This is a genomic window from Actinokineospora cianjurensis (assembly GCF_003663795.1).
Lineage (GTDB): Bacteria > Actinomycetota > Actinomycetes > Mycobacteriales > Pseudonocardiaceae > Actinokineospora > Actinokineospora terrae.
This window is the reverse complement of sequence record NZ_RCDD01000009.1, coordinates 136,747-160,101: the sequence shown is the minus strand read 5'-3', so window position 1 is coordinate 160,101 and position 23,355 is coordinate 136,747. Positions and strand designations below refer to the sequence as shown.

Below are 23,355 nucleotides of genomic sequence, written 5' to 3'. Positions count from 1 at the left end.
AGGGTTCGGGCGGTGGCACCGCCCTGCCTACCGGTAGCACCGGTCACCAGCACGCGATCACCGGACACGGCTCTCCTCCATGATCGACGCTGAACGGCGGGGCCCGCCACGCCACCCGCGCAGACCGGTTGTTCAGGCTGGCCGTCGCGGGACTGAGCCCGCCGGTCACGCCGTGACCCTGGCGAGCACGACGCCGCCGACGATCAGGGACAGGGCGGCGATCCGGCCGAGGGTCAGCGGGTCCTTGCCGACCAGCACGCCCACGGCGATCGTGCCGACCGCGCCGATCCCGGTGAACACCGCGTACGCCGTGCCGACGGGGATCGTGCTCATCGCGCGGGACAGCAGGTACACCGCCGTCACGCCGAGGACCAGGCACACCAGGGTCGGCAGTGGGCGGGTGAAGTTCTCCGTTGGCCGGATGCTCGACGCCCACGCGATCTCCACGAGGCCCGCCGCGACCAGCGTCAGCCAGCCCACAGCCTGGCCACCAACTCGTCCACCGCGGTCTCCGCGCGTGCCGCCGACTCGCGGTGGTCCGCCGTCAGGTGGCCCAGGACCGGGTCGACCCGCGTGTTGCCCAACTCGACGCTGAGGAACTCCGCGTCCTCGACGGCGAAGTGCCCGGCGAAGAAGTCACGCAGGTACCGCTCCTGGTGGTCGAACCGGGCCTTCGGGGCGCCTGGGCCGTACGCGCCGCCGCGGGCGCTGATGACGACGAAACCCTTGCCCTTGAACGACATCCGGGGGAACGTGATCTGGTCGATCCAGGTCTTGAGTACACCTGGGACGGAGTAGTTGTACATCGGGCTGCCGATCAGGACCACGTCCGCGGCCAGCACCTCGTGCAGCAGCGGCGCGATGATCGCCCAGGCCGCGGCCCGCTCGGGCGTGGTGACCACCTCGGGGTAGCGCGCGGGCTCGGTGATTCCCCGCCGCAGCAGGTCATCGCAGATCTCCGTCCACGCCTGGTCGATCGGGGGCGGTGGATCGGTCGCGAGATCGCGGTAGGTGTAGCCGCCGTCCGGGTCGGCGGCGCGCCAGGCGTGGGCGAACCTCGCGGTCAACGCGCGGGATAACGACCGGCTACGAGCGCTGGCATCGAGGTGGAGCAGGTGCGGCATCGCGGGACCTCCGGAGATAAGCGGACACTGTGTCCAGTTATAACCGTCAACTGGACGCGTTGTCCAGTTGTTCCCTAGGTTGGACGCGTGCCCGCCCCCCGAGAACGCGCCGACGCGGCCCGCAACCGCGCCCGCGTGCTGGCCGCGGCCGAGGAGCTGTTCGCCGACCGGGGCGCGCACAACGTCACGATGGACGACATCGCCAAGGCCGCGGGTGTCGGCCGGGGCACGCTCTACCGCCGCTACCCCGACCGCGCCGCCATCGCGATCGCCCTGCTCGACGAGCACGAGCGCGTCCTGCAGGAGAACCTGATGCGCGGCGACCCCCCGCTGGGTCCTGGCGCGCAGGCGCGGGAGCGGCTGGCCGCGTTCTACGCCGCGATGGTCGACCTCCTCGACCGCCACAGCCACCTGGCGCTCGGCGCCGAGGTCGGCCACTCCCGGTTCGCCACTGGCGCTTACGGTTTCTGGCGCGCCCACGTACGAGCGCTGCTGGTCGAGGCCGGAACAGCCGACCCGGACGCCCTCGTCGACGCCGCCCTCGCCCCCCTCGCCCCGGAGGTGTTCCGGTACCAACGCGAGGAACGCGGCCTCTCGACCGAGCGGATCACCGCCGGACTGCGCGCCATCGCTCACGGTCTCACCACGTAGCCGCCCGCTGGTCCACATGAAACCGTGATGCCCCAGTTGTCCTGGGGCATCACGGTTTCGGGTCAGTGCCGCTTGCCCATCATCTGGCACACCATGGTGGTGACGGTGTTGTCGAACAACGACCCGGGCTCCTGGTCCACATCGGTCGCCACCTCCAGCACCGCGCTGCGGCGGCCGGAGCGGTCCTGGTAGGCGATGGTGTGGTGGCCGGGGAAGTCGCCAGCGTGGCCCCAGACCCGGCCGCACTGGGTGTCGATGTAGTAGATGCCCAGGCCGTAGCCGCCGTGCCGCTCCTCGACGCGGACGGTGGTCAGCATCTCCTGGAGTTGGCGCTGGTCCAGGAGTTCACCGGAGAGCAGCGCGCGGTAGAAGCGGGACACGTCAGCCGGTGTGGACACCATCGCCCCCGCGGCACCCTGCATGGTCGGCGACCAGGACGTGGTGTCGGTGTACTCGCCCTCGGGGGACCGCAGGTAGCCGTGGATGTGGTTCGGGCCGACCCGCGGGTCGGTCGCCAGGAAGGTGTCCCGCAACCGCAGCGGACCGGTGATCCGCTCCGCCACCAACCGCGCCAACGGCCGCTTGGCCACCGTCTCGGCGATCAGCCCGGCCAGGATGTAGTTGGTGTTGTTGTACTTCCACTGCGCACCCGGCTCGGACACCGGCGGGTGCGCGGTGGCCGCCGCGACCAACTCCCGCGCAGCCCAACTCCGCGAGGGATCGGCCATCGCGATCGCGAGCCACCCCTGGTCCTCGGAGTAGTCGTACAGCCCACTGGTGTGGTTGAGCAACTGCCGCACCGTGATCCCACGACCCCCCGGCACCACACCCGGCAACCACCGCTCCACAGAGTCCGACAGCCGAACCCGGCCCTCCCCCACCAACTGCAACATCACCGTCGACACGAACGACTTGGTGACGCTGGCGATCCTGAAGCTGTCCGCCCCACCAACCGGCCGACGCGACTCCAGGGAAGCCACCCCACTGGCAACGGTCCGCACCCGCTGCCCGTCATCCACCCGGACAACCGCCCCGGTCACCCCCGCCCGCACCAACGCGTCCAACGACTCCCGCAGTTCACCATCACCCGCCCCTTTCGCCATCGCGGTAGCCGACGGCACCCCCACCAACACGGCCGCGACCGCCACCGTGATCCACTTACGCACCGAACGTCCCCTCTCACCAGGATTTCCGTAGCGCAAGCACACCGGACACCCCCACCCGCCCGCTTCGGGAATCCTCCGGAGATGTCCCGTACTCCCGGGGTGGCACACGACGGCTGGGCAGTCGAACCACCGCGCCGCCAGGGCTTCGGTGATCGACGGGGACCGGACACGCTGTCGCGCCGAGTGCTCGACCGCGCTGGAGGTGTTGCCCGATCGGGGAATCCACCCCGTGCACCTCCGACGTTCGACGGAAGTGCCCCGCCACCGCCGGATTCCCGGCGTACTGGGCCAGACCAATCTGCCGATGCCGTTGCCCGACAGGCAGGTTGCTCGGCCACCGCCCGTTCGCCTGGCGATCGCGACGATCCCGATCCTGACCAGCCCGGCGAGTTCGCCGCGATCGGGACCACGGCGAACAGCACACGACCGGTGATCGTGCACGCAGAATTTCCACCTTACCATCGAGCGCGCCGCGGCCCCCCTTTCCTTGACAGTTCAGGTTGATCTTCAGTAGTTTCACGCTTATCATGGAGTGTTGAGGCGAGCACACTTCGGAAGCGCTTCTCTGGGGAGACGCAGTGATAGAGAGGACGGCCGTTTTGGCCGATTTGTCGGAATCTGCAACAGAACTGGGGCATCAGCAGAATCACCAGTCGGCATACAAGATTCTCGTCGTCGACTGCGATCCACGAGCACTGGATGCACTGATTCGAGAACTCCGGCGGCACGGGCACACCGCCGAGGGCGCCGAGCGGGGCGCCAAGGCGCTCGAGCGGTACCACGGCGCCGAACTCGTGCTGCTCGACCTGGAACTCCCCGATCTGGACGGGTTGCAGGTCTGCCGAACGATCCGGCAGACCAGCAACATCCCGATCATCGCGGTCACCGCGCGCGGCACTGAACTGGATTCCGTTCTGGGTTTCCAGGCGGGGGTCGATGATTACGTTGTCAAGCCCTACGGATTTCGTGAGCTGATGGCCAGAATGGAAGCAGTCATGCGCCGAGCAGGGCCGCGACCCAGTTCATCACCCGGACCACCCCGTGTGGTTTCACACGGCCAACTCACCATTGATACGAGACTGCGCGAAGTGAAAGTCGGCGGTCGCCGGATCACGGTCACCCGCAAGGAATTCGACTTACTGCTCCTGCTGGCGTCCCACCCGGATTCCGTCGTCCCGCGCGAGCAGATCATGAGTCAGGTGTGGGACGACTCCTGGTCGCCGCGCACGGTCGACACCCACGTGAGCAGTCTGCGCGGCAAACTGGGCGGCAAGGGCTGGATACTGACCGTGCGCGGCGTGGGGTTCCGGCTCGGTCAGGCAGGCTGATCGTGCCTGGGCGGTCGGCACCGTCCAGCCGGTCTCGGGCCGGGTATGGGCCGAGTTCGAGGTCGGTGCGCGGCACCGCGCCCGCACACCACCTCCCCGCACCACTTCCCCGCGGTCGCTCACCGGGACGGATCCACCCGATCCGACGTGGTGGCCGCGGCACCGAGGGGTGGGTGCCCCGGCGGCATCACCCCGGCGAGCAGGTCGCGCAGGGAGTCGTCGAGGTCCCGGCGCGGCCGCCACCCGAGGAGCCGCTCGGCCGAGGTGATGTCCAGCCGCTGCCACGCGACATCGGAGCGCGCGCCGTGGCCGACGGGTTGCTCGACGACCGGGACCGCGAGACCGCTGAGCGAGACCATCCGCCGCACCAGCCCGCTCATCGAGATCGCCTCGCCGCGGCCCACATTGATCACCTGGCCGGTGACCACCGCCCCCGGTGTCGTCGCGGCCGCCAGTGCGGCGGCGGCGGCGTCGCGCGCGTCCACCAGGTCGCGGGCCACGCTCAAGGGCGGGAGGCGCAGATCCGCGACCTGCTCACCACGAGCAGCCGCCCGCGCGGCCGCACCGAGGTGGGCAGCGACGCGGCCGAAGAGGCTGCCCTCCGGCACCCCGGCACCGATCACGTTGGCGAGCCTGAGCACGACGCCGTCGACACCCCGCTCGGCCGCGGCGCGCAGGACGGCCCGCGTGCCCAGGAGCTTGGAGCGACCGTACGCGGTGACCGGGGTGGGCACGTGGTCCTCCCCGGTGGGTGCGTCGACCGCGCCCGCTCCGTATTCGTGGACGCTGCCGAGCTGGACCAGTCGTACCGGCGGACCCGGCAGCTCGGCGAGCACCGCGACCAAGCGCTCGACCAGCACGGCGTTGCCCGCGGCCATCTGCTCCCCGGTGCCGTGCCACACCTGGCCCGCCGCGTTGACGACCACGTCGGCGCCGGTCGCGCGCACCAGTTCGGCGATCGCCCCCGGCTCCGCCTCGAGCAGGTCCATGCCGATGACCGTCCCGTCCCGCGCGGGGGCGTGGCCGAGGGACCGGGCCACCGGGTGCACCCGGGCGCCGAGTGCGGCGAAGGCCGCGCCGATGTGGCGGCCGAGGAACCCGGTGCCGCCGAGCACCACGACCGAGAGCCCGACCACCGGACGGGCGTCAGGCCGCACGGCTCGCCCCGGTGCCGATGATCGCGGGCCCCTCGACCCTGGACCGCGGCACGCGGGCCCCCGCCTCGACCACGACCGCCAAGTCACTGGTCGGCTGCCGCGGCTTCGCCACCAGCCCCAGCACCTCGCCGCCGACGCCGACCTCGCCGACCTCCAGTTCGCGGACGCCCCGCAGGACGTGCCCGAGTACCGGCGTGTTCGCGATGGGGACGAGCTGCTTGGGCATCGAGTAGCTGAACGGCCGCAGGCGGGTACCTGATCCACCTGCGAGCACCAGAGCCTTCATCGAGAGGTCCTCCCGGTTCGTGGTCCGTGCCTGCCGGGCGTGAACGTCGTGCTCGAGCGCCGAGGTACGACAAAAGGGAACCTCGGGGAGGTCACGCCTCCCCGAGGTTCCCTTTTGTCGTACGCCTCACCGCGACACCGCCGGACAGGAAGCGCTCACCTGCCCCGAGCCCGCCGCGGCGACGCGGACGGGCACGACCGGCGGCCGCTCAGCCGGTGGCAGGCACGATGTTGTGGTTGGAGCGGAACAGGTTCGTCGGGTCGTACCTCGCCTTGATCCGCGCGAGCCGCTCCCCGGTGGCCCCCGGGTAGATCGCCGAGCGGATCTGTTCCTGCCCCGCGTGCGCCACGAAGTTGACGTAGGCACCCGAGTCGGATTGCCGGATAGCGGTCATCAACCCCTCGACCCAGGTCTCGTGCAGGTCGGCTTCGGCGGGATCCGCGTAGACGGCGGTCAGGTGGGCCATGACCTTGCTCCGGCGGTGCGCGAACGCGGTGGCCTCGACCGCGACCCGCGCCATGGCCCCGCCGAGCACCCGCAGTTGCGCCCCGGCGACCATCGCGCTCGACGCGGTGACGTGGTCCAGGATGGTCTCTGCGGTGGCCAGGTCGACCCGGTCGAGGAACATGTTGCGCGCCGCGATGATGGGGTGCGCCAGGGGATCGGCCGGGGGGAACATCCCGGGGTAGGGCATGGCCTTGACCATGTCGGCCAGCGGCGGGGCGATCGCCCGGAACCGGTCGACGACGACCTTGCCCGCCGCCGCGGGTCCCGCGTAGCACAGCATCGCGAGGATGATCGGTTTGCCGTGGTATTCCTCGGGGACGAACGGGAAGGGGGGTGCCGTCCACACGTTCACGATCGTGGAGAGCTCGTCGGGAGCGGCCTCGGCCTCGGCGATGACCGCCTCGAGGATCGGGGCGGTCACCGGGAGCACCATCATCCCGCCGTAGACGCCGTCGAGTTCGTGCAACCGGAACTTGAACCGGGTCACCACACCGAAGTTGCCGCCACCGCCCCGGATGGCCCAGAACAGGTCCGGGTGGTCGTGCTCGTCCACCGAGAGCAACTCCCCGTCCGCGGTGACGATCTCCGCGGCCAGCAGGTCGTCGACGGTCATCCCGTGCTTGCGGGTCAGGTAACCGATCCCGCCCCCCAGCGTGAATCCCCCGAGACCGACAGTGGTGCCGTCGCCGAAACCGGTCGCGAGGCCGTGCTCCGCGGCGATGCTGGTGTACTCACCCGCGGAGATGCCCGCCTCGGCCCACGCGGTGCCCGCGTCGACGTCGATCTCCAGACCCCGCATGTCGACGAGGTCGATGACGACGCCCGCGTCGCAGACGCCGTGCCCGGCCGCGCTGTGGCCACCGCTGCGGACAGCCAGGTCGAGGCCGGTGGCCCTGGCCAGGGCCACGGCCAGCGCCACCTGTGCGGCGGTCCTGGGGCGCAGGATGACGGCGGGCTCGCGGTCCACGTCTCCCGCGTAGACGGCGCGCGCGAGGTCGTACTCGGCGTCACCGGGCCTGATCACCCGTCCGTACTGCTCATCGGTGAGTCCCCTGATCGCGAGCGGGGCCTTGCCGAGGGGTGTTGTCACAGAGTGACTCCTAACGTGCTGATATCCGCCGCCGGTCTACCCGGCTGATACGGACCGATCTCCGAGCAGAGCGGGCTCGGTCGTGAGGAAACCCAGCCTAGCGAGACCGAATCACCCCGGCGCGCGCGCAACTCCCGCCACTGTCAGGGGAATGACAGAGCTTCGACAACTCACGTCAGAGGACTGTCAGGACTTGGTGCCGCGGCTCGGCGACGCCCCGCTCCGCGACGCCGGTCACCGAGCCCTGGCCTCGACGAGGCTGAAACCGGGTCCCGCGAGGGGGGTCACCGAGACGACCTCGAGGTCCGCGCGGCCGCACAACTGCTCGAACTCCGCGCGGGTGCGTTCCCGACCGCCCCAGTTCACCAACATGTTGAGGTCACCGAGGTAGAGCCCCACGGCCCGGGGGTCGACCGTCTCGGCCAGGACCGGCTCCACGATCAGCACGCGGCCGTCCGCCCGGAGCGCGTCGCGGCAGTGGCGCAGGATCGTGACACCGCGCTCGTCCGACCAGTCGTGCAGGATGCTCTTGACGAGGTAGACGTCGGCGCCCTCGGGAACCGACGCGAAGAAGTCCCCCGCCACCAGGGAACAGCGGTGCGCGAGACCGCCGAGGCGCAGCGTTTCCTCGGCCTGGGCCAAGCCCTCCCGCGTGTCGAACAGGATGCCGGTGAGGTCGGTGTGCTCCCGCAGGACGGCGGCGAGCAGGGTGCCGTCACCGCCACCGATGTCGACCACCGTGCCGAAGCGGCCGAAGTCGAAGGCACCCGGCAGCACCGCCGCGGTGCTCCGGGTGGCCTGGCTCATCGCCGCGTTGAAGCTCGCGGAGCGTTCCGGGTTGTCCTTGAGGTAGCCGAAGAAGTCCTTGCCGAAGACCTTCTCGAACGAGGTGTTCCCGGTGCGGACGCTGTCGACCAGGTACTCCCAGCCCGGCCGCATCATCTGCTCCATGATCCCGGAGGAGGTGATCAGCGAGGCCATCGAGCCCGGCTTGCCCGGGTCGAGCAGGGCACCCGCCGGGGTCACCGAGAAGGCACCCGGCGCGGATTCCACCAGCAGGCGCAGGCCCGCCAGCGCACGCAGCAACCGCAGCGTCGGCTGGGCACCGGTTCCCGCCGCGTCGGCCACGGAGGTGGCAGAGCGCTCCCCGTCGCCGATCAGCTCGACGATCCGCAAGTCGACAGCCGCGCGCAGCGCGTGCGCCGCCAGGCTCCCGAACACGAGTTGGACGACGTACCCGCGATCGTCCACAGCCGTTCGCCCTTCGTCGTGCGCCACGATGTCTTCCTTCCGCTCTGCCAGCGCGAGCAGGCCGCCGGGGCCGATCGCGTGGACCAGGTGACTCCTGCTCGATGTGTTTCTCGGTAGCGCGATCGCCCGCGGTCGCACGGCGTCCACGGCGCGCCCGCGGCGCGGCGATGCCCCGCTGTCCGGGCGAGACCGTCAGGCGGGTGATCCCACGAGGGTGAGCACGCGGGCGCCGTAGGCGAGGGCGGGGGACACCGAGTCGATCGCCATACCCGCGGTGCGCGCGAGTTCCCGCCACTCGTCGTAGGTGCGTTCGCGTCCCCCGATGTAGGCCAGCATCCGGAGGTCGCCGCTGGTGAAACCCGGTTCCGGCTTGGCGGGGGAGTCGTCGGCGCGCTCGATGACCAGCAGGGTCCCGCCCTGCTCCAGCGCCGCGCCGCAGTTGCGCAGGATCCGCACGGCGTCCTCGTCCGACCAGTTGTGCAGGACGAACGACAGGGTGATCACATCGGAGGACACCGGCAGCGGGTCGAAGAAGCTGCCCGCGACCACCTCGGCCCTGCCGGAGAGCCCGGCATCGGCGAACTTCGCGCGCGCCCGGGCCGCCGGGCCGGGGAGCTCGACCAGGGTGCCCCTGATCTCGGCCCGGGCGGCCAGCACGGTGCTCAACAGGTCGCCGTCGGCGCCACCGACGTCGAGCACGTGCCGTACCCCGGCCCAGTCGTGCCGCCTGGCGACCTCGTCGAAGATGACCTTCTGGCCGTGCGCCATCAGGTCGTAGAAAGTGGCGCCGAGGACCGGGTCGGCGGAGACCTCGTCCCAGAACGGCCTGCCGTACTGCCGCTCGTAGACAGCGCCGCCGCTGCGGACCGCCGCCGCGAGGTGGACCAGCGCCAGATCGGCGCGCCCGATCATGTGCGCCGGGTCGAGCCACCCCACCTGGCTCGCCGGGTGGCCGTGCGCCAGCAGTTCACCGACGGCGGTAGGCGCGTAGTGCTCCGGCGTCGGCTCCGCCAGCACCTCGATGGCGACCAGGTGTCGGATCAGTCTCCTCAGCGCGTCCTGGTGGGTGCCGGTCAGCCGCGCGAGCGACTCGAGGTCGTGGACGCCGTCGCGCAGGTGGTCGACCAGCCGCAGGCTCGCGGCCACCCGCAGCGACATCGGCGTCACCAGGTCGCCGAGCCGCATCAGGGCGGCGGCCTCCTGGCCGGGCTCGGCGGTGGTCCCGGGGGTCGTCAGCTCATCGGTGGACAACGGGTTCTCCAATCGGGGTGGACGTCGGGTGCCCTGCCGCGGCACGTCGTGGTCGCGGGTCACGGGGTCAACGGTCGCGGGCGGGGCCGAACCAGGCGGTGAGCGCGGCCCGCAGCGCCGAGGCGATGGGTCGGGACGCGGGCGCGACCCACGCGACGTGACCGTCGGGGCGCAGCAGCACCGCCGCGGGCGCCGGGACCTCGCCGATCACCGGGTAGACCCAGTGCTCGGCGTCGCACCGCGCCTCGACGAGGTCCACCCGGTCGGTCCACCCCTCGATCGCGGCACGCAGGTCGGGCAGGCCGGTGAGGTCGAGCAGGACGGGCCGCGCGGCGTGCAGCAGTTCGAAGGCGCGGGTTCGTCCGGTGGGTGCGGTGAGGTCGAGGTCGGGCAGGCGGCGGCCCAGCGCCGGGTGGCCGTCGCCGAGCGGGTAGCGGATGTCGAGTTGGGTGCAGGCGCCGCCGAGGTGGCGGTTGACGTCCTCGAACCCGATGAGGGTGCCGAACACCTCGCGCAACGCGTCGGTCTGCGCACCGGGGCGCCAGAGCGCGGTCTGGGCGCGGGTGCTGGCGAGCATGCGCTCGGCGGCCGGGTGCCGTTCGGCCTGGTAGGTGTCGAGCAGGTCGGCGGGGGCCTGCCCGCGGACGACCGCGGCGAGCTTCCAGCCCAGGTTGGCCGCGTCCTGGATCCCGAGGTTCATCCCCTGCCCGCTGGAGGGGAAGTGGATGTGGGCCGCGTCCCCGGCCAGCAGGACCCGCCCCTCGCGGTACCTGTCCGCCTGCCGGGCGGCGTCGGTGAAGCTGCTGATCCACTGCGGGCTGTGCATGCCGAAGTCGGTGTCGGCGATCGTGCGGCACGCCTGGCGGAGGGTCTCCACGGTCACCGGCGCGTCCCGGTCGGCGACCGTGTCGAACTCCATGGTGATCACGCGGTGCACGCCGGGCTGCTCGGCGGGGAAGACCATGAACGACCCCCGGTCCCGCCTGCCCTCGGCGCCGAACACGAGCCCCGGGGGCGGGTCGGCGAGCCTGACGTCGCCGAGCAGCGCGGTCAACGTGGCCGGGGAGCCGTGGAAGCCGATGCCGGACAGCTTGCGCACGGCGCTGCGGCCCCCGTCGCAGCCCACCAGGTAGTCCGCGCGCAGCCACTCGGTGCCCGCGGCACCGACAACCCGCACCTCGACCCCGGTCCTGTCCTGGCGCAGCCCGGTCACCTCGGCGGACCGGCGCAGCCGCACGCCGAGCTCGACGGCGCGCTCCTCGAGGAGCCGCTCGACCCGCGACTGGTGGATGGCGAGCGCGTAGGGGTGCCTCGTCGGGAGATCGCCGATGTCGAGCGGCAGGAACGAGAAGTGCGCGAACGGCCCCGTGCCACCGGCGGCGAGGAACCGGTCCACGATCCCCCGCTGGTCCAGCAGTTCCACGCTGCGAGCGTGCAGCCCGCCTGCCCGCGACTCGCCGCTGCGCGCCGCGAGCCGTTCCAGCACCAGCACGTCCACGCCGGTGAGCCGCAGCTCGCAGGCGAGCATCAGCCCGGTCGGGCCCGCTCCCGCGACTATCACCTCTGCCATCGGGGTACCCCTCTCACCCCGCGGGAGTACCGCGGGGGTGGATGTCTTCCTCGGTCAACGGAAGTCGGCCAGGTGATCGGCGACCCACTGGTCGAACGTGCGCGGGGGATGGCCGGTGATGTCCTCGACCGTCGAGCTGACCCGCGCCCTGACACCGACGAGTTCGGCCTGGAACCGCAGGGTCATCGCCACGACATCGGCAGGCACCCCGTTCTGGATCATCAAGCGGCCCGCGGCCTCCCGCGGCACCTCCTCGTACCGCACCGGGCGCCCGAGGCACGCGCCGATCCGGCTGACCTGCTCGGCCTGGGTGAGCGACTCCGGCCCGGTCAGCGTGTACCTGGCGCCACCGTGCCCCGGCGCGAGCAGCGCGCGGGTGGCGACGTCGGCGATGTCGCGCTCGTGGATGGGCGCCATCTCGGCCTCGGCGAACGGTCCCCGCACCACGTCGCCCGCACGGATCTGCGGCGCCCACTGCCTGGCGTTGGTGGCGAACGCGCCGGGGCGGACAAGGGTCCACTCCAGACCGGACTGCTCGACCTCGTGCTCGATCTCCCTGTGGTAGGCCACTATCGCGTTGTCGGCTCCGGCGTGGCGGTACTCCACGGCCGACGAGGAGAGCAGGACGACCCGGTGCACGCCGAGCTCACCCGCGGCGCGCAGCACCGGCCGCGCCGTACCCGGGGCGGGGAAGAGGAACAGCGCGGACACACCCCGCAACGCGGGCTCCACCGTCCCCGGTAGGGCGAGGTCGCCGCCCACCACCTCCACCGCCGCGGGCAGGCGGGCTCGCGCGGGATCACGGGTCAGCGCGCGGACGGCGTGGCCCGCGGCGATGAGTTGATCAACGACGAGGCGACCGACGGTGCCGGTCGCCCCGGTCACCAAGAACACCGGTCCTCCAAGGGATCTCGCGATCGCGGGTGCGGCGGCGCGCCAGGCGAACGCGCCGCCGAGGTGCTGTGCGGTACCGACGTGCGGTGCGGTGCCGCGCTGCCGCGCATCAGCGAAACGCGCCCGCGTTGTCGTCGGCCCACTGCGCGAACGTCCGCGCGGGCTTCCCGGTCACCGTCTCGACCGTCGGCAAGACCTGGGTCTCCTGCGCGGTGGGACTGCCGAGGAACTCCAACGAGGCGGCCACGATCCCGGCGGGCATGTGCGCGAGCATCTGCGCCTCGGCCTGCCCCGCGGTGATCTCCTGGTGCCGGAGTTCGCGGCCGATCGCCCGGCCGATCGCCGCCACCTGCTCGACCGGTGTGATCGACTCGGGGCCGGTGAGCGAGTAGGACGCGCCGACGTGCTCGTCCTCGACGAGCGCCGCCCTGGCCACCGCCGCGATGTCGCCGGGGTGGATGGCGGGCAGGCCCACCCGTGCGAACGGCGTGCGCACCACGTCGCCCGCCGCGATCTGGGTCCGCCAGGACCGGGTGTTGGAGGCGAACTGACCTGGGCGCAGCAACGTCCACTCGAGCCCGGACTCCGCGACGGCGCGTTCGGCGTCCCGGTGCATCACGCCGATCAAGGACTCCGGCCGGGTCTGCACCGCCATGCTGGAGAGCAGCACGACCCGCCGCACCCCGGCACCCGCCGCCTGCGCGAGCACCGCTGCCTCGTGCCCGGACACCACGATGAAGGCGGCTGCCACGCCTGCGAAGGCTCCGGCCAGCGATCGGGGCACCGCGAAGTCCCCCTCCACCACCTCGACACCCGCGGGCAACCCGGCCCGCGCGGCGTCGCGGGTGAGCGCGCGGACCGCGACACCGTCGGCACGCAGTTGCCTCAGCAGTTCGCCACCGACGTTGCCCGTGGCACCGGCTACAAGAATCATGACGAAACCCTCCGGAATGTGCTGGTGTGATCGGCGACCCACTGGGCGAAGTCGAGACCGGGCCTGCCGAGGAACTGGTCGATCGGGGAGATCTCGTGCGGGCGGCCGACCAGCTTCGCGAACATCCCCAACCGTGCTCGCACCGCGTGCGGGGGGATGCCCGCGCGGAGCCACTCCTGCCGCGCCTGCTCCGGGGTGAGCTCCGCGATGCGGACCGGTTCACCGATGACCTCACCGATGATCCGGGCGCGGTCGGCGTAGCTCAGCGACTCGGGACCGCTGAACAGCGGCGCCACGCCAACGAGGTCGTCGGTCAGCAGCGCGCGGGCGGCCACGGCCGCGATGTCGCGCTCGTGGACCGGGGCGGTCCGCGCGTCCGGGAACGGCGACCGCGCGAGACCGTCGGTCCTGATCCCCTCGGCCCATTCCAGTGCGGTCGCGGCGAACCCGCCAGCGGGCCGCAGGAAGGTCCACTCGACCCCGGCCCGCTCGACCAGGCGCTCCATCTCCCGGTGCCGCACGCCGATCGCGTTCTCCGGGTCTTCGTCGAGCACCGAGTAGGACGAGAGGGCGACGACGCGGCGCACCCCCGCCGCCCGCATCCGGGCGATCGGCTCCGCGACACCCCCGGGGAACGCGGCCATGACGAGGAAGGCCGACGTGATGCCCCCGAGCGGCAGGTCGGCGACGGCGGCCACCTCGACCCCGGCGGGCAGTCGCGCCCCGGCCGGGTCGCGGCTCAGCGCCCGCACCCGCCTGCCCGCGGCGAGCAGTTGGTCCACCAGCGGCCTGCCGACGTGCCCGGTGGCTCCGGTTACCAGGATCATCCCCAGCTCCTTCAGGACGTCGCGATCAGGCCCTGGGTGAAATCGAGCGCCGCTGGCTCGAACTGCATGACCGCGTGGCTGGCGACCGAGCGCACGTCCCGCCAGTACCGCTGCAGCGGGTGCCCGTCCTCCTGGACCCTGGTGCCCCCGATCCGGAACAGCCGATCGGTCGCGGCGACCAGCAGCTCCAGTGCCATCGCGCAGTCCCGGCGGTTGCGGCGGGCGAGCTGCGGCGGCACGGCGCTGCCGTCCGCGACGGCGGCCGCCCGCTCCAGCAGCAACTGGGCGGCGTCGATCTCCCCCGCTGCCCTGGCGAAGTCCACCTGGTACGGCTGGGCCGCCCCCGCTCGCGGACCGGTCGGGGCGATCGCCACGAACTTCGCCGTGATCGCGAGCGCCGCCCGCGCGGCACCCAGCACGGGACTGACGAACATCAGCCCGCTCACGGCGGGGTTCGACAGCTGGGTGTGCCCCGGCAGGCCGACCATCGCGCCGCGCATCGCGTCCTCGCGCAGGCAGACGCGGTGCTCGGGCACGAACACGTCGTCGAGGACGAGCGTGTGGCTGCCGGTGCCCCGCATACCGAGGGAGGCCCAGGTGTCCTCGAAGGTGTAGTCCTGCCTCGGGATCGCGAAGAGCCGCACCGGCTGCCCGGCCGACCCGGGACCGGGTGCCGGGCCTGTCACCAACGCCCACCCGAAGTGCTCGACGCCGCTGACGTAGGTCCACGCGCCGGTGAGCCGGAACCCGCCCGCCACCGGGGACACCGAGCCGAGCGGCTTGAACACGATCGCCGCCAGCGCGTCGGGACCGTCCGCCCAGACGTCGGCCTGCCCCTGCTCCGGCAGGCACCCGACGTAGCGCGCGGAGTAGGCGGCGACGCTGGCGAGCCACGCCGTCGAGGGGCACTGCTCCCCCAGCGCGGCCACCGCGGCGGTCAGGCTCGCGTGGCTGCGGTCGTCGCCCTTCCAGCGGGCGGGTACCCGCCACCGCGCGAACCCGACGTCCACCAGCGCGCGGATCACCTCCGCGCTCACCCCGCGCTCGAGGTCGGCCCGCGCGGCCTGCGCCCCGGCCAGCTCGGCGACCTCGGCCAGTCCCGTCGGTGCCGCTGTAGACAGTGCCATGTCCCTGCCCCTCTCACCCCCGTCGACGACGGGGGTCGTGATGTGGTTGGTGCGGAAGAGTTCACGCGGTCGACTCCACCAGACCCGAGCAGCAGCAGGGGTTCCCGGATGATCGGGTGTGGAAGTGCCGACAAAAAAAGGGAATCGGGACCGGTGACGGTCCGGATTCCCACATCGACTGGCGCGCGGGGGGCTCGGCGGGGAGCCCCGCTCACCCGACCTCGTGCCAGGCGGCAGGTCGGGCGCCGACTCGTTCGCCGGTGATCTCGGCCCTGGTGGTGTGCACCAGGGCGCCGTCGGCGGAGTAGATCCTGGCAGTCCCCGCGCCGCTGATCGCGGCACCCTCGATCCGGGACTCGACCTCGGCCTGGATCCGCCCCGCGTGACCGCTCGCCTCGGTGAAGGTCTCGGTGAGCGCGTAGGTGAACCGACCCGCCTGCCCGGCGACCCAGGTCCCGGTGCCCACGGTGGCGGAGGTGCGCAAGGCGATCGTGCCGTCCTGGGCGAAGGAGATGGTGTAGTCGTCCGTCTGGCCGTCGTGGCGCACGACGCCCCGCCAGACCCCTACCGGGGTCTGGGGCGCGTCGGCGGAGGAACTCGTGTCCAGCACCATGTCCACTCTCTCTCCTCAGTCTTCTGCTTCCGCTAGGGACCGCTCCGAGTTGTCCACCCCGGTCGCGGGCGGGGCGTCAGGCGTCCGGGGCGCGCGCAGCAAGAACGCGACCGCGACTGCCGACAGCGCGGCGATCGCCGCCCCGATGAGCCCGGTCGTCACCAAGCCGTGCACGAAGGCGGCGCGGGCCGCCGACAGCAGTCGGGTGCTCTCCGCGGGGGGCAACGTGCCCGCGACGTCCACGGCGGCGGCGAGGGTCTCCCCCGCCGTCGCGCCCACCGACGCGGGCAGGCCGCCCGCCAGACCCGTCCGGTACACCGCGAAGGCGACGCTGCCGAGCACCGCGATCCCCAGCGCGCTACCGAGTTCGGTGCTCGTCGAGGCCAGTGCCGACGCCGAACCGGCCCGCTGCGGCGGAGCGGCCCCCACGATCACCCCGGTGCCCATCGAGATCGTGGGACCGAGACCGAGACCGACGACGGCCGTGCCCGCCACCGCGAGCACCAGGTCCGGTGCTCCGCTCACCCGGCTCACCAGCACCATTCCCACGGCTGCCACCACCCACCCGGCGGCGAGCACGGTGCGCAGCGCCAGGCGTCCGACGAGAGCGGGCCCGCCCATGGCGCCGATCGTGATCCCGACCATGATCGGCAGCGACGCGAGCCCGGCCTGGATCGGGGACAACCCCCGAACCAACTGCAGGTACTGCATGACGAGGAACTGCGACCCGGCCAGGAGCAGGGTGGCGAGCACCAGCATGGCGAGACCGACGCCGACCGCGCCGTCGCGGAACAACCCGAGATCCACCAGGGGGTGGGTCAGCCTGCCCTGCCGGTGGACGAACAGCACGGCGAGCACCAGTCCGAGCGCGATGGCGGTGCCCGACCCGCCCCCGAGGCCGCCCGCGGCGATCCACTTGAGGCCGAGGACGAGGGCGAGGACACCGACGACGGACATGGCCACGCTGATCGAGTCAGGACGGGCGACTGTGCTGTCGCGGTACTCCGGCAGCACGAGCGGGCCGACCACCACCAGCAGCAGCATGATCGGGACGCCGATCAGGAAGACCGAGCCCCACCAGAAGAACTCCAGGAACACCCCGCCCAGCAGCGGGCCGATCACCGTGCCCAGGCCGAAGAAGCCGGTCCAGGCGCCGATCGCGGCACCTCGTTGCCGGGGATCCTGGAACATGACCCGCAGCAGCGAGAGGGTGGAGGGCATCAGCGTGGATCCCGCGACGCCCAGCAGCGCCCTGCCCGCGATGAGCATCGGCGCGCCCGTGGCGAACGCCGAGAGCACCGAGGCGGCCCCGAACGCGACCGCGCCGATCAGCAGCAGCCGCCTGCGGCCGATCCTGTCCCCGATCGCACCCATCGGGATGAGGAAGCCCGCGATGAGGAACCCGTAGACGTCCACGATCCACAGCAGTTCGGTGTTGCTCGGCCGCAGGTCGGCGGTGAGCGTGGGCAGTGCCAGGTGCAGCACCGTCAGGTCCATCGCGATGAGCATCGTGGGGAGCGCGAGGACCGCGAGCCCCAGCCACTGCTTGCGGGTCGCCCGCGGTGCCGCGGCCGCCATCTCGTCGTTGCCGCTCAACAAGTCTCCTCGCGTAGTCGATCGGCCACGAAAGGTACAACCTCAAGCTAGATAGAGGTCAAGCCCTCGGTGGTGGCCGCGACGCGCACCGCGTGCAGCAACCGGGCCTGCCGCAGGCAATCCGGGTCGTGGAAGACCCCGCTGCGCACCGCCCGCGCGAACGCGCCCACGGTGTTGCCGACCTGGTCGTCCGGCGCGAGCCGGAGTTCGCGCACCACGGACCCGTGGGTCACCCGCAGTGTCGGGACGTGGTCGGCCGCGGGGGTGAACGCCCGGTCCACGGTGATGTGCCCCTCGCTGCCGCGCACCTGGTAGGCCGAGGTGTACGCGTCCTCGATCCCGAAGGTGAGCTGCGCGGTCACCCCGGACGCGGTCGCCAGCAGTGCGGCCCCCGAGGTGTCCACCTCTCGACCGGGACCAGCCGACAGCACCGCGCCCGCCACCCGCAGGTCGGCACCGAGCAGGTGCAGTGCCGCCCGGACGGGGTACACGCCCACGTCCCACAGGGCGCCACCACCGAGTTCGGGCCGGTAGCGGATGTCGCCGTCCGTCCGGGTGGGCACGGCGAACGCGGCGTGCAGGGACCGCGGCTCGCCGATCGCGCCCGCGGCCACCAGGCGTCGCACCTCGGCGTGCCGCGCGTGGTGCACGAACATGACGTTCTCCATCAGCACCAGGCCGCGCGCGGCGGCCTCGTCCAGCAGTGCCTCGGTCAGCGCCACGTCCGTGGTGAGCGGCTTCTCCGCGAGCACGTGCTTGCCTGCCCGCAGGGCCGCCGCCACCCACTCGGCGTGCAGTCCGGCGGGCAGCGGGACGTACACCGCCTCCACGTCGTCGAGGTCGAGCAACTCGGCGTAGCCGGGCAGGGCGCGGACGCCGTACCTGCCTGCCTGCTCCGCGGCCTTGACCGGGTCCCGGCTGGCGATCGCCGTGAGTTCGACACCCCCGCCTGCGGCGAAAGCGGGCAGCATCCGGCGAAGCGCGATGTCGGCGCAGCCGAGCACGCCGATCCGCACGGCCGCCGCGGCACCATCGCCCACCGCGCGCCCGGCACCGCGGGACCCGACCGCGCGCGTCATCCGGCGCCCTGGCCGCGGTACCGCGCGGCCAGCCGCTCCAGGACCGGCACGAGCTCACCGGGGCTGGGGGCGGCCGCCATGTCCGCCCGCAGGGCGGCCGCGCCATCCCGGAACGACGGCTCCGTCAACAACCTGGACAACTGCGCGGCCACGTCGGCCGCGGTGAGGCCGTCGGAGTGCAGGGTCACCCCCGCCCCCATGGTCTCCAGGTAGCGGGTGCTGCGCAGCGCGCTGCCCAGGTCCTCCATCACGATCAGCTGGGGCACCCGGTGGGCGGCGGCGGCGAAGAACGTGCCGAAACCGCCGTGGTGGATGATCGCCGAACAGGTCGGTACCACCTGGGTCAACGGGATGTAGTCCACGATCCGCACGTTCGCGGGGACGGGGAGGTTCCCGCCGAGTTGGTCGGCGTTGACCGTGGCGACCACCTCGACCTCCATGTCGGCCACCGCCTCGAACACGGCCGCCACCCTGTCGTCCCCGCCGTCGCGCACCGCGCGCCCGGTGACGCCGAGCGACAGGCAGACCCGTGGCCGCTCCGGCGGCCGCGTCAGCCACTCCGGCACCGGACCAGCCCCGGCGTAGGGCACCCAGCCCATCGGGACCACGCGCACCCCCCGCGGTCTGGGCAGCTGGGAGGGGAACGGGTCCACCGTGAAGTCACCGAACACCATGTCGTCGGTGAGGTCGTGGCCGAACCGCCCGAACACCGGCGCCAGGAGTTCGGCGAGCGGATCGGTGTCCGCACCCACGGCGGCCACCGGGTCCTCGCGCCGGTCGAGCCACTGCCCGCGGACCCAGGCGGAGTAGTCCGGCCCCCACATCAGCCGGGCGGACGCCGCCCCGCACTCGCGGGCCGCGACCGAGCCTGCCGGACACGCCGGATCCCAGATCACCAGGTCCGGTCGCCACCCCCGGGCGAACCCGACCAGGTTGTCGACGAGTTCCTGCCGCCCCTGCCCGTCCGGGTGGTACCGCTTGTACGCGGCCGCCATGTAGTAGCGGGTCGCCCGCCACAGCCGGTCGAACTCGGAGCCCGCCTCGAACCCGAGCACGTCGGTGAAGCGGTCCAGTTCCGCGTCGGTGACCGGGGCGGGGGGCGAGCCGCGTTCGCCGATCCCGACCGCCGTGAGACCGACCGAGGTGATCTGCTCGACCAGGCCGGTGTTGCTGCCCACCCGTACTTCGTGCCCGGCGCCCTGCAGCGCCCACGCCAGCGGGACGCTGGGGTACAGGTGGGCGGTGAGCGGTGCGACCGCGATCAGGATCCGCATGTGGGTGCCCCTTGGCTGTGGTGGGTGTCGAGGTGTCCCGGCGGGGTGCCGCGACTCCAGACCACCTCGAACGCGAGTCGCGCGAAGCGCCAGCCCGCGTCGGTCCGCCGGGCCTCGCCCTCGAAGCGGTCCCCGACCTGGAACGGCTCGGGCGCCCGGCCTCTCGGCAGCTGCTCCGGCGGTGGCGACTGGGGGTGCAGGTGGGTGGCGATCAGGTTTCCCCGCACCCGCGCCAGGTCCCCGTCGAGCTCGACGAGGTGGCAGGCGCCCAGGTGGTGGGTCCGCCGCCACTTGCCCATCATCGCGGCGGTGAACCCGGCCATCCCGGTCACGCCCGCGTGGCCACCGACCGGGAACTCGAACCTCCCGTCCTCGGTGAAGATCGACCGCGCCCAGGTGTCGTCGAACTCGGCTTCGTCGAGGCCCGCCAGGTAGCGGTCCAGGAGCTCCTCGATGGCCAACCGGTCGATGAGCACGCGCAGCAGCCCCGTGTCGTGCGACATGTCCTCACTCCCTGCTCTCAGCTGTGCGGGGGCCGAACCAGCGGCCCAGCGCCTCGGACAACTCCTCCTGCCCGCCGGGGGCGGCCCAGGCCACGTGCCCGTCCGGTCGCACCAGCGCGGCGTCCACCTTCGGGATCGAGCCGCCGTCGACCAGCCGCGCGGTCACCACGTCCACCCGATCGGTCCACGGGCGAACCGACCGCCGCAGCGACTCGTCTTCGGCGAGGTCCAGCACGAGCCCGCGTCCCGCGCCCAGCAGCGGGAAGACCGAGGTCGCCGCGGCGCCGTGCTCCAGCGGGAGATCGGGTACGCACAGCCCGAGCAGCGGGTGCGCACCGGGACCGACCGGATAGCGGATCTCCAGTCCGCTGACCATGCCCGCCAGGTGGCGGTGCACGACCTCGTGGTGGGTGAGCTCGCCGATGAGGTCGCGCAGCGGCTGGATCTCGGCGCCGCCGAGGAAGAGCAGCCCCTGGGCCCGGGTGTTGTCCAGCAACCGCTTGCCCACCGCGTGCCGCTCATCGTGGTAGGTGTCGAGCAGCGTGGCCGGAGCCCTGCCGCGCACCACCGCGGCGAGCTTCCAGCCGAGGTTGAAGGCGTCCTGGATACCGGTGTTCATGCCGAGACCACCCGCGGGCAGGTGGACGTGCGCCGCGTCGCCTGCCAGGAGCACCCGCCCCCTGCGGTACTCGGTCGCGAGCCGGGTGGCATCGCCGAAGGCACTCACCCACACCGGCCTGCCGTGGCTGATGTCCTCGCCGGTGAGCCGGTGCCACCCGGCGGCGACCTCGCTGAACGCGGGCGGCTCGGCGCGTTTTCGCGGGGGTGCGCCCCGTTCGCAGACCACCACCCGGTCGACGCCGCCCCCGAGGGGAGCGGCCATCGCGACGCCGCCGGGCAGCCACTCGCCGATGAACCGGGGCCGGATGTCGCACCCCCGGACATCGGCGAGGAACAGTTCCAGGGTCGCTGGGGTGCCGGGGAAGTCGAACCCGGCCAGAACCCGAACCGTGCTGCGGCCGCCATCGCACCCGACCAGGTACCGCGCGCGCAGCCCGAGCCGCCCGCCCGGCCCGTCGACCTGGACCTCGACCGCGGCCGCGGTGTCGGTCACGCCGACGACCTCGTGGCCCCGGCGTACCTCGCAGCCGAGGTCGGCGACCCAGCCGCGCAGCATCGCCTCGGTGTTGACCTGCGGCAGGTTCACCACGGCGGGGCACGCCGCGGCGAACACCCCGAAGTCCAGCGGCAGCCCGCCGAAGTGCCCGCGGGTCGTCGTCCGCAGCGCGACGTCGAGCGCGGCGAACCTGTCGACGAGTCCGCGTTGCGCGAACACCGCCATCGTCCTCGGCGTGAAGCCGAGGCCGCGCGACTCGGTGCTCGCCTCGGCCAGCCGGTCCAGCACGACGACATCGACCCCGGCCAGGCGCAACTCCCCCGCGAGCATGAGCCCGGTCGGCCCGGCACCGACGATGACGACCTCGGCGTCGACTGTGGTTTCCATCCAGGTCTCCTCCTCGGGTTGCGGGCCGGACTCATGACGTCCCCGTCGACCAGTGCCCAGCAGGCCCGGCCTTCCCGCTCACGCGTCGGGGGCGCCGAACCAGCGGTGCAGCGCGGCGTGCAGTCGGGTGCTGCCGCCGCGGACCCAGGCGACGTGGCCGTCGGGGCGGACGAGGATCGCCCGGACGGGGGTGCCGCCCGGCTCGTGGGGCGGGCAGGCCCCTGGACCGCCCGGCGTCGTGGCCGAGACCACGCTGACCCGGTCCGCCCAACCGGCGGCCACTCCCCGCGGCAGGCAGGAGGCGAGGTCGAGCAGCACCCCGCGGCCGGTGTGCAGCAGCAGCGCGGTGCTGGACGGGCCGGACTCGGTGGTCAGCTCCCAGTGCGGCACCGTGGCACCGAGCAGCGGGGTGTCACTCTCGTCCGGGTAGCGGACATCGAGTCCTCCGACGACGCAAGCCAGGTGCTCGACCACGGGGTCGTGGTCGAGCAACTCGGCCACGACAGCGCGCAGCGGGTCGACCTCGGCGCCGCCGAGCAACAACGTGGTCTGCGCGTCGATGGCCGCCAGCACCCGGCGGCCGACGGCGTGCCGCTCGTCGTGGTAGCTGTCGAGCAGGCTGGCAGGTGCCCGGCCACGCGCCTGCGCCGCCAGCTTCCACCCCAGGTTCGCGGCCTCGTGCAGGCCGAGGTTGATGGCCTGCCCGCCGACCGGCAACCGCACGTGCGCGGCGTCCCCGGCGAGCAGCACCCGGCCGACGCGGTACCGCTCGACCAGCCTGCGGGCGTTCCCGAACGCGTTCACCCAGATCGGCCTGCCCGCACCGATGTCCTCGCCGGTGACCCGCGCCCACGCGGCGACGACCTCCGCGAAGTCCGGTTCCCCCGACCGTGCGGCGACGGCGTGGCCGAACTCGTGCACCATGACCCGGGTGACCCCGTCCGGTCCGCGGTTGGCGATGGCCAGACCGCGCTCGTGGCGTTCGAACCGGCGGTCGGGGACGTCGATGCCCGCCACATCGGCGCGGAGCAGTTCCCGGGTCGCTTCCGTGCCGGGGAAGGCGAAGCCCGCCAGCCGCCGGACAGCGCTGTCCTCGCCGTCGCACCCCACGAGGTAGTCGGCCCGGATCCGGACCGCACCGCCCGGGCCGACCACCTCGGCATCGACCCCGGACCCGTCCTGCCGCAGGCCGACCAGTTCGTGACCGCGGCGCACGACCGCGCCGAGTCCGACCGCCCACCTGCCCAGCACTCGTTCGACATCGGCCTGCGGGACCTTCCACCTGCCTCGGAACCGGCTGTCCTGCCCGCCGAGGTCCAGTCGGATCCCGCCGAAGTGCCCGCTCGTGTCGCCCGGCACCGGCCCGAGCGCCTCGACCAGCCCGCGCTGGTCGAGGATCTCCATGGTGCGGGCGTGCAGCGTCGACGCCCGCGACTCGGTCGTCGGAGCCGACAACCGTTCCAGGACCACCACGTCCACCCCGCCGAGGCGGAGCTCACCGGCGAGCATCAGGCCCACCGGGCCCGCACCCACCACCACTACCCGCGTCCGCACCGCCTCATCCCTCCCGCCGCGGCCAGGGCAGCGCACCGGTCACGCGCCGCTGGTGATCACCCGCCGGTC

At 72.6% G+C, this 23,355-nt stretch carries 22 protein-coding genes; 2 read left to right on the top strand and 20 right to left on the bottom strand.

The window, feature by feature from the left end; all coding sequences use genetic code 11:
• Nucleotides 1–165 precede the first annotated feature (165 nt).
• Together CLV68_RS31495 and CLV68_RS31490 are read right to left on the bottom strand one after the other, a co-directional pair.
• Nucleotides 166–480, bottom strand: coding sequence for a DMT family transporter (locus tag CLV68_RS31495; RefSeq protein ID WP_121394634.1), 315 nt, complete (start codon nucleotides 478–480; stop codon nucleotides 166–168).
• Complete coding sequence (locus CLV68_RS31490; protein WP_121394633.1) at nucleotides 468–1,124, bottom strand: FMN-dependent NADH-azoreductase; 657 nt, start codon at nucleotides 1,122–1,124, stop codon at nucleotides 468–470. Before CLV68_RS31490 ends, CLV68_RS31495 begins: the two co-directional genes overlap by 13 nt.
• Nucleotides 1,125–1,211: 87 nt before the next feature.
• Here CLV68_RS31490 and CLV68_RS31485 point away from each other — a divergent pair, with 87 nt between their 5' ends.
• A complete protein-coding gene (locus tag CLV68_RS31485) occupies nucleotides 1,212–1,775 on the top strand; it encodes a TetR/AcrR family transcriptional regulator (protein WP_170224703.1) in 564 nt (187 codons plus the stop codon).
• 62 nt (nucleotides 1,776–1,837) lie between these two features.
• On the opposite strand, the gene CLV68_RS31480 is transcribed toward CLV68_RS31485, so the two are convergent.
• Nucleotides 1,838–2,941, bottom strand: a complete 1,104-nt coding sequence (locus CLV68_RS31480; RefSeq protein ID WP_170224702.1) for a serine hydrolase domain-containing protein — start codon at nucleotides 2,939–2,941, stop codon at nucleotides 1,838–1,840.
• Nucleotides 2,942–3,519: 578 nt separating this feature from the next.
• On the opposite strand from CLV68_RS31480, the gene CLV68_RS31475 reads away from it, so the two are divergent.
• Entirely contained in the window at nucleotides 3,520–4,269 is a 750-nt protein-coding gene (locus CLV68_RS31475) for a response regulator transcription factor (protein WP_246010214.1), read from the top strand.
• Between the two features lie 119 nt (nucleotides 4,270–4,388).
• Here the strand turns inward: CLV68_RS31475 and CLV68_RS31470 are convergent, their stop codons facing one another.
• The 17 genes from CLV68_RS31470 to CLV68_RS31390 all read right to left on the bottom strand — a co-directional run bounded on the left by CLV68_RS31470 (nucleotide 4,389) and on the right by CLV68_RS31390 (nucleotide 23,286).
• The gene (locus CLV68_RS31470; protein ID WP_170224701.1) at nucleotides 4,389–5,426 is read right to left on the bottom strand and encodes an NAD-dependent epimerase/dehydratase family protein; all 1,038 of its coding nucleotides are present in this window, start codon (nucleotides 5,424–5,426) and stop codon (nucleotides 4,389–4,391) included.
• On the bottom strand, nucleotides 5,416–5,712 hold the full coding sequence (locus CLV68_RS34410; RefSeq protein WP_170224700.1) for a sugar phosphate nucleotidyltransferase: 297 nt from the start codon (nucleotides 5,710–5,712) through the stop codon (nucleotides 5,416–5,418). The genes CLV68_RS31470 and CLV68_RS34410 overlap by 11 nt, the downstream gene beginning before the upstream one ends.
• A gap of 208 nt (nucleotides 5,713–5,920) precedes the next feature.
• Nucleotides 5,921–7,309: an FAD-binding oxidoreductase gene (locus CLV68_RS31460; RefSeq protein WP_121394630.1), complete on the bottom strand. Its 1,389-nt coding sequence runs from the start codon at nucleotides 7,307–7,309 to the stop codon at nucleotides 5,921–5,923.
• 234 nt (nucleotides 7,310–7,543) lie between these two features.
• On the bottom strand, nucleotides 7,544–8,587 hold the full coding sequence (locus tag CLV68_RS31455; protein WP_121394670.1) for a methyltransferase: 1,044 nt from the start codon (nucleotides 8,585–8,587) through the stop codon (nucleotides 7,544–7,546).
• Nucleotides 8,588–8,752: 165 nt separating this feature from the next.
• Nucleotides 8,753–9,874, bottom strand: a complete 1,122-nt coding sequence (locus CLV68_RS31450) for a methyltransferase (RefSeq protein ID WP_147460244.1) — start codon at nucleotides 9,872–9,874, stop codon at nucleotides 8,753–8,755.
• A gap of 4 nt (nucleotides 9,875–9,878) precedes the next feature.
• The gene (locus CLV68_RS31445) at nucleotides 9,879–11,381 is read right to left on the bottom strand and encodes an FAD-dependent monooxygenase (RefSeq protein WP_121394628.1); all 1,503 of its coding nucleotides are present in this window, start codon (nucleotides 11,379–11,381) and stop codon (nucleotides 9,879–9,881) included.
• A 54-nt stretch (nucleotides 11,382–11,435) separates the two neighbouring features.
• Nucleotides 11,436–12,275: an NAD(P)H-binding protein gene (locus tag CLV68_RS31440; protein WP_121394627.1), complete on the bottom strand. Its 840-nt coding sequence runs from the start codon at nucleotides 12,273–12,275 to the stop codon at nucleotides 11,436–11,438.
• Between the two features lie 109 nt (nucleotides 12,276–12,384).
• Nucleotides 12,385–13,209 (bottom strand): SDR family oxidoreductase, encoded by an 825-nt coding sequence (locus tag CLV68_RS31435; RefSeq protein ID WP_121394626.1) that lies wholly within the window; start codon nucleotides 13,207–13,209, stop codon nucleotides 12,385–12,387.
• Entirely contained in the window at nucleotides 13,206–14,036 is an 831-nt protein-coding gene (locus CLV68_RS31430; RefSeq protein ID WP_121394625.1) for an SDR family oxidoreductase, read from the bottom strand. Before CLV68_RS31430 ends, CLV68_RS31435 begins: the two co-directional genes overlap by 4 nt.
• Before the next feature lie 11 nt (nucleotides 14,037–14,047).
• Nucleotides 14,048–15,163 carry an acyl-CoA dehydrogenase family protein gene (locus CLV68_RS31425; RefSeq protein ID WP_121394624.1) on the bottom strand — a complete coding sequence of 372 codons (1,116 nt, stop codon included), beginning with the start codon at nucleotides 15,161–15,163 and terminating at the stop codon, nucleotides 14,048–14,050.
• Between the two features lie 211 nt (nucleotides 15,164–15,374).
• On the bottom strand, nucleotides 15,375–15,782 hold the full coding sequence (locus CLV68_RS31420; protein ID WP_121394623.1) for a hypothetical protein: 408 nt from the start codon (nucleotides 15,780–15,782) through the stop codon (nucleotides 15,375–15,377).
• 9 nt (nucleotides 15,783–15,791) lie between these two features.
• On the bottom strand, nucleotides 15,792–17,354 hold the full coding sequence (locus CLV68_RS31415; RefSeq protein ID WP_121394668.1) for an MFS transporter: 1,563 nt from the start codon (nucleotides 17,352–17,354) through the stop codon (nucleotides 15,792–15,794).
• Nucleotides 17,355–17,419: 65 nt separating this feature from the next.
• On the bottom strand, nucleotides 17,420–18,451 hold the full coding sequence (locus tag CLV68_RS31410) for a Gfo/Idh/MocA family protein (RefSeq protein ID WP_121394622.1): 1,032 nt from the start codon (nucleotides 18,449–18,451) through the stop codon (nucleotides 17,420–17,422).
• Nucleotides 18,448–19,725, bottom strand: coding sequence for a nucleotide disphospho-sugar-binding domain-containing protein (locus CLV68_RS31405; protein WP_121394621.1), 1,278 nt, complete (start codon nucleotides 19,723–19,725; stop codon nucleotides 18,448–18,450). Before CLV68_RS31405 ends, CLV68_RS31410 begins: the two co-directional genes overlap by 4 nt.
• Nucleotides 19,713–20,228, bottom strand: coding sequence for a nuclear transport factor 2 family protein (locus CLV68_RS31400; RefSeq protein ID WP_121394620.1), 516 nt, complete (start codon nucleotides 20,226–20,228; stop codon nucleotides 19,713–19,715). Before CLV68_RS31400 ends, CLV68_RS31405 begins: the two co-directional genes overlap by 13 nt.
• A 4-nt stretch (nucleotides 20,229–20,232) precedes the next feature.
• Complete coding sequence (locus CLV68_RS31395; protein WP_121394619.1) at nucleotides 20,233–21,732, bottom strand: FAD-dependent monooxygenase; 1,500 nt, start codon at nucleotides 21,730–21,732, stop codon at nucleotides 20,233–20,235.
• 78 nt (nucleotides 21,733–21,810) lie between these two features.
• Complete coding sequence (locus CLV68_RS31390) at nucleotides 21,811–23,286, bottom strand: FAD-dependent monooxygenase (protein WP_121394618.1); 1,476 nt, start codon at nucleotides 23,284–23,286, stop codon at nucleotides 21,811–21,813.
• Nucleotides 23,287–23,355: the final 69 nt, after the last annotated feature.

Bases quoted from the DNA above. Each gene is read 5' to 3' on its own strand.
- CLV68_RS31490 (WP_121394633.1), bottom strand. From the start codon at position 1,124: ATGCCGCACCTGCTCCACCTCGATGCCAGCGCTCGTAGCCGGTCGTTA.
- CLV68_RS34410 (WP_170224700.1), bottom strand. From the start codon at position 5,712: ATGAAGGCTCTGGTGCTCGCAGGTGGATCAGGTACCCGCCTGCGGCCG.
- CLV68_RS31445 (WP_121394628.1), bottom strand. From the start codon at position 11,381: ATGGCAGAGGTGATAGTCGCGGGAGCGGGCCCGACCGGGCTGATGCTC.
- CLV68_RS31435 (WP_121394626.1), bottom strand. From the start codon at position 13,209: ATGATTCTTGTAGCCGGTGCCACGGGCAACGTCGGTGGCGAACTGCTG.
- CLV68_RS31430 (WP_121394625.1), bottom strand. From the start codon at position 14,036: ATGATCCTGGTAACCGGAGCCACCGGGCACGTCGGCAGGCCGCTGGTG.
- CLV68_RS31425 (WP_121394624.1), bottom strand. From the start codon at position 15,163: ATGGCACTGTCTACAGCGGCACCGACGGGACTGGCCGAGGTCGCCGAG.
- CLV68_RS31415 (WP_121394668.1), bottom strand. From the start codon at position 17,354: ATGGCGGCCGCGGCACCGCGGGCGACCCGCAAGCAGTGGCTGGGGCTC.
- CLV68_RS31410 (WP_121394622.1), bottom strand. From the start codon at position 18,451: ATGACGCGCGCGGTCGGGTCCCGCGGTGCCGGGCGCGCGGTGGGCGAT.
- CLV68_RS31405 (WP_121394621.1), bottom strand. From the start codon at position 19,725: ATGCGGATCCTGATCGCGGTCGCACCGCTCACCGCCCACCTGTACCCC.
- CLV68_RS31400 (WP_121394620.1), bottom strand. From the start codon at position 20,228: ATGTCGCACGACACGGGGCTGCTGCGCGTGCTCATCGACCGGTTGGCC.
- CLV68_RS31395 (WP_121394619.1), bottom strand. From the start codon at position 21,732: ATGGAAACCACAGTCGACGCCGAGGTCGTCATCGTCGGTGCCGGGCCG.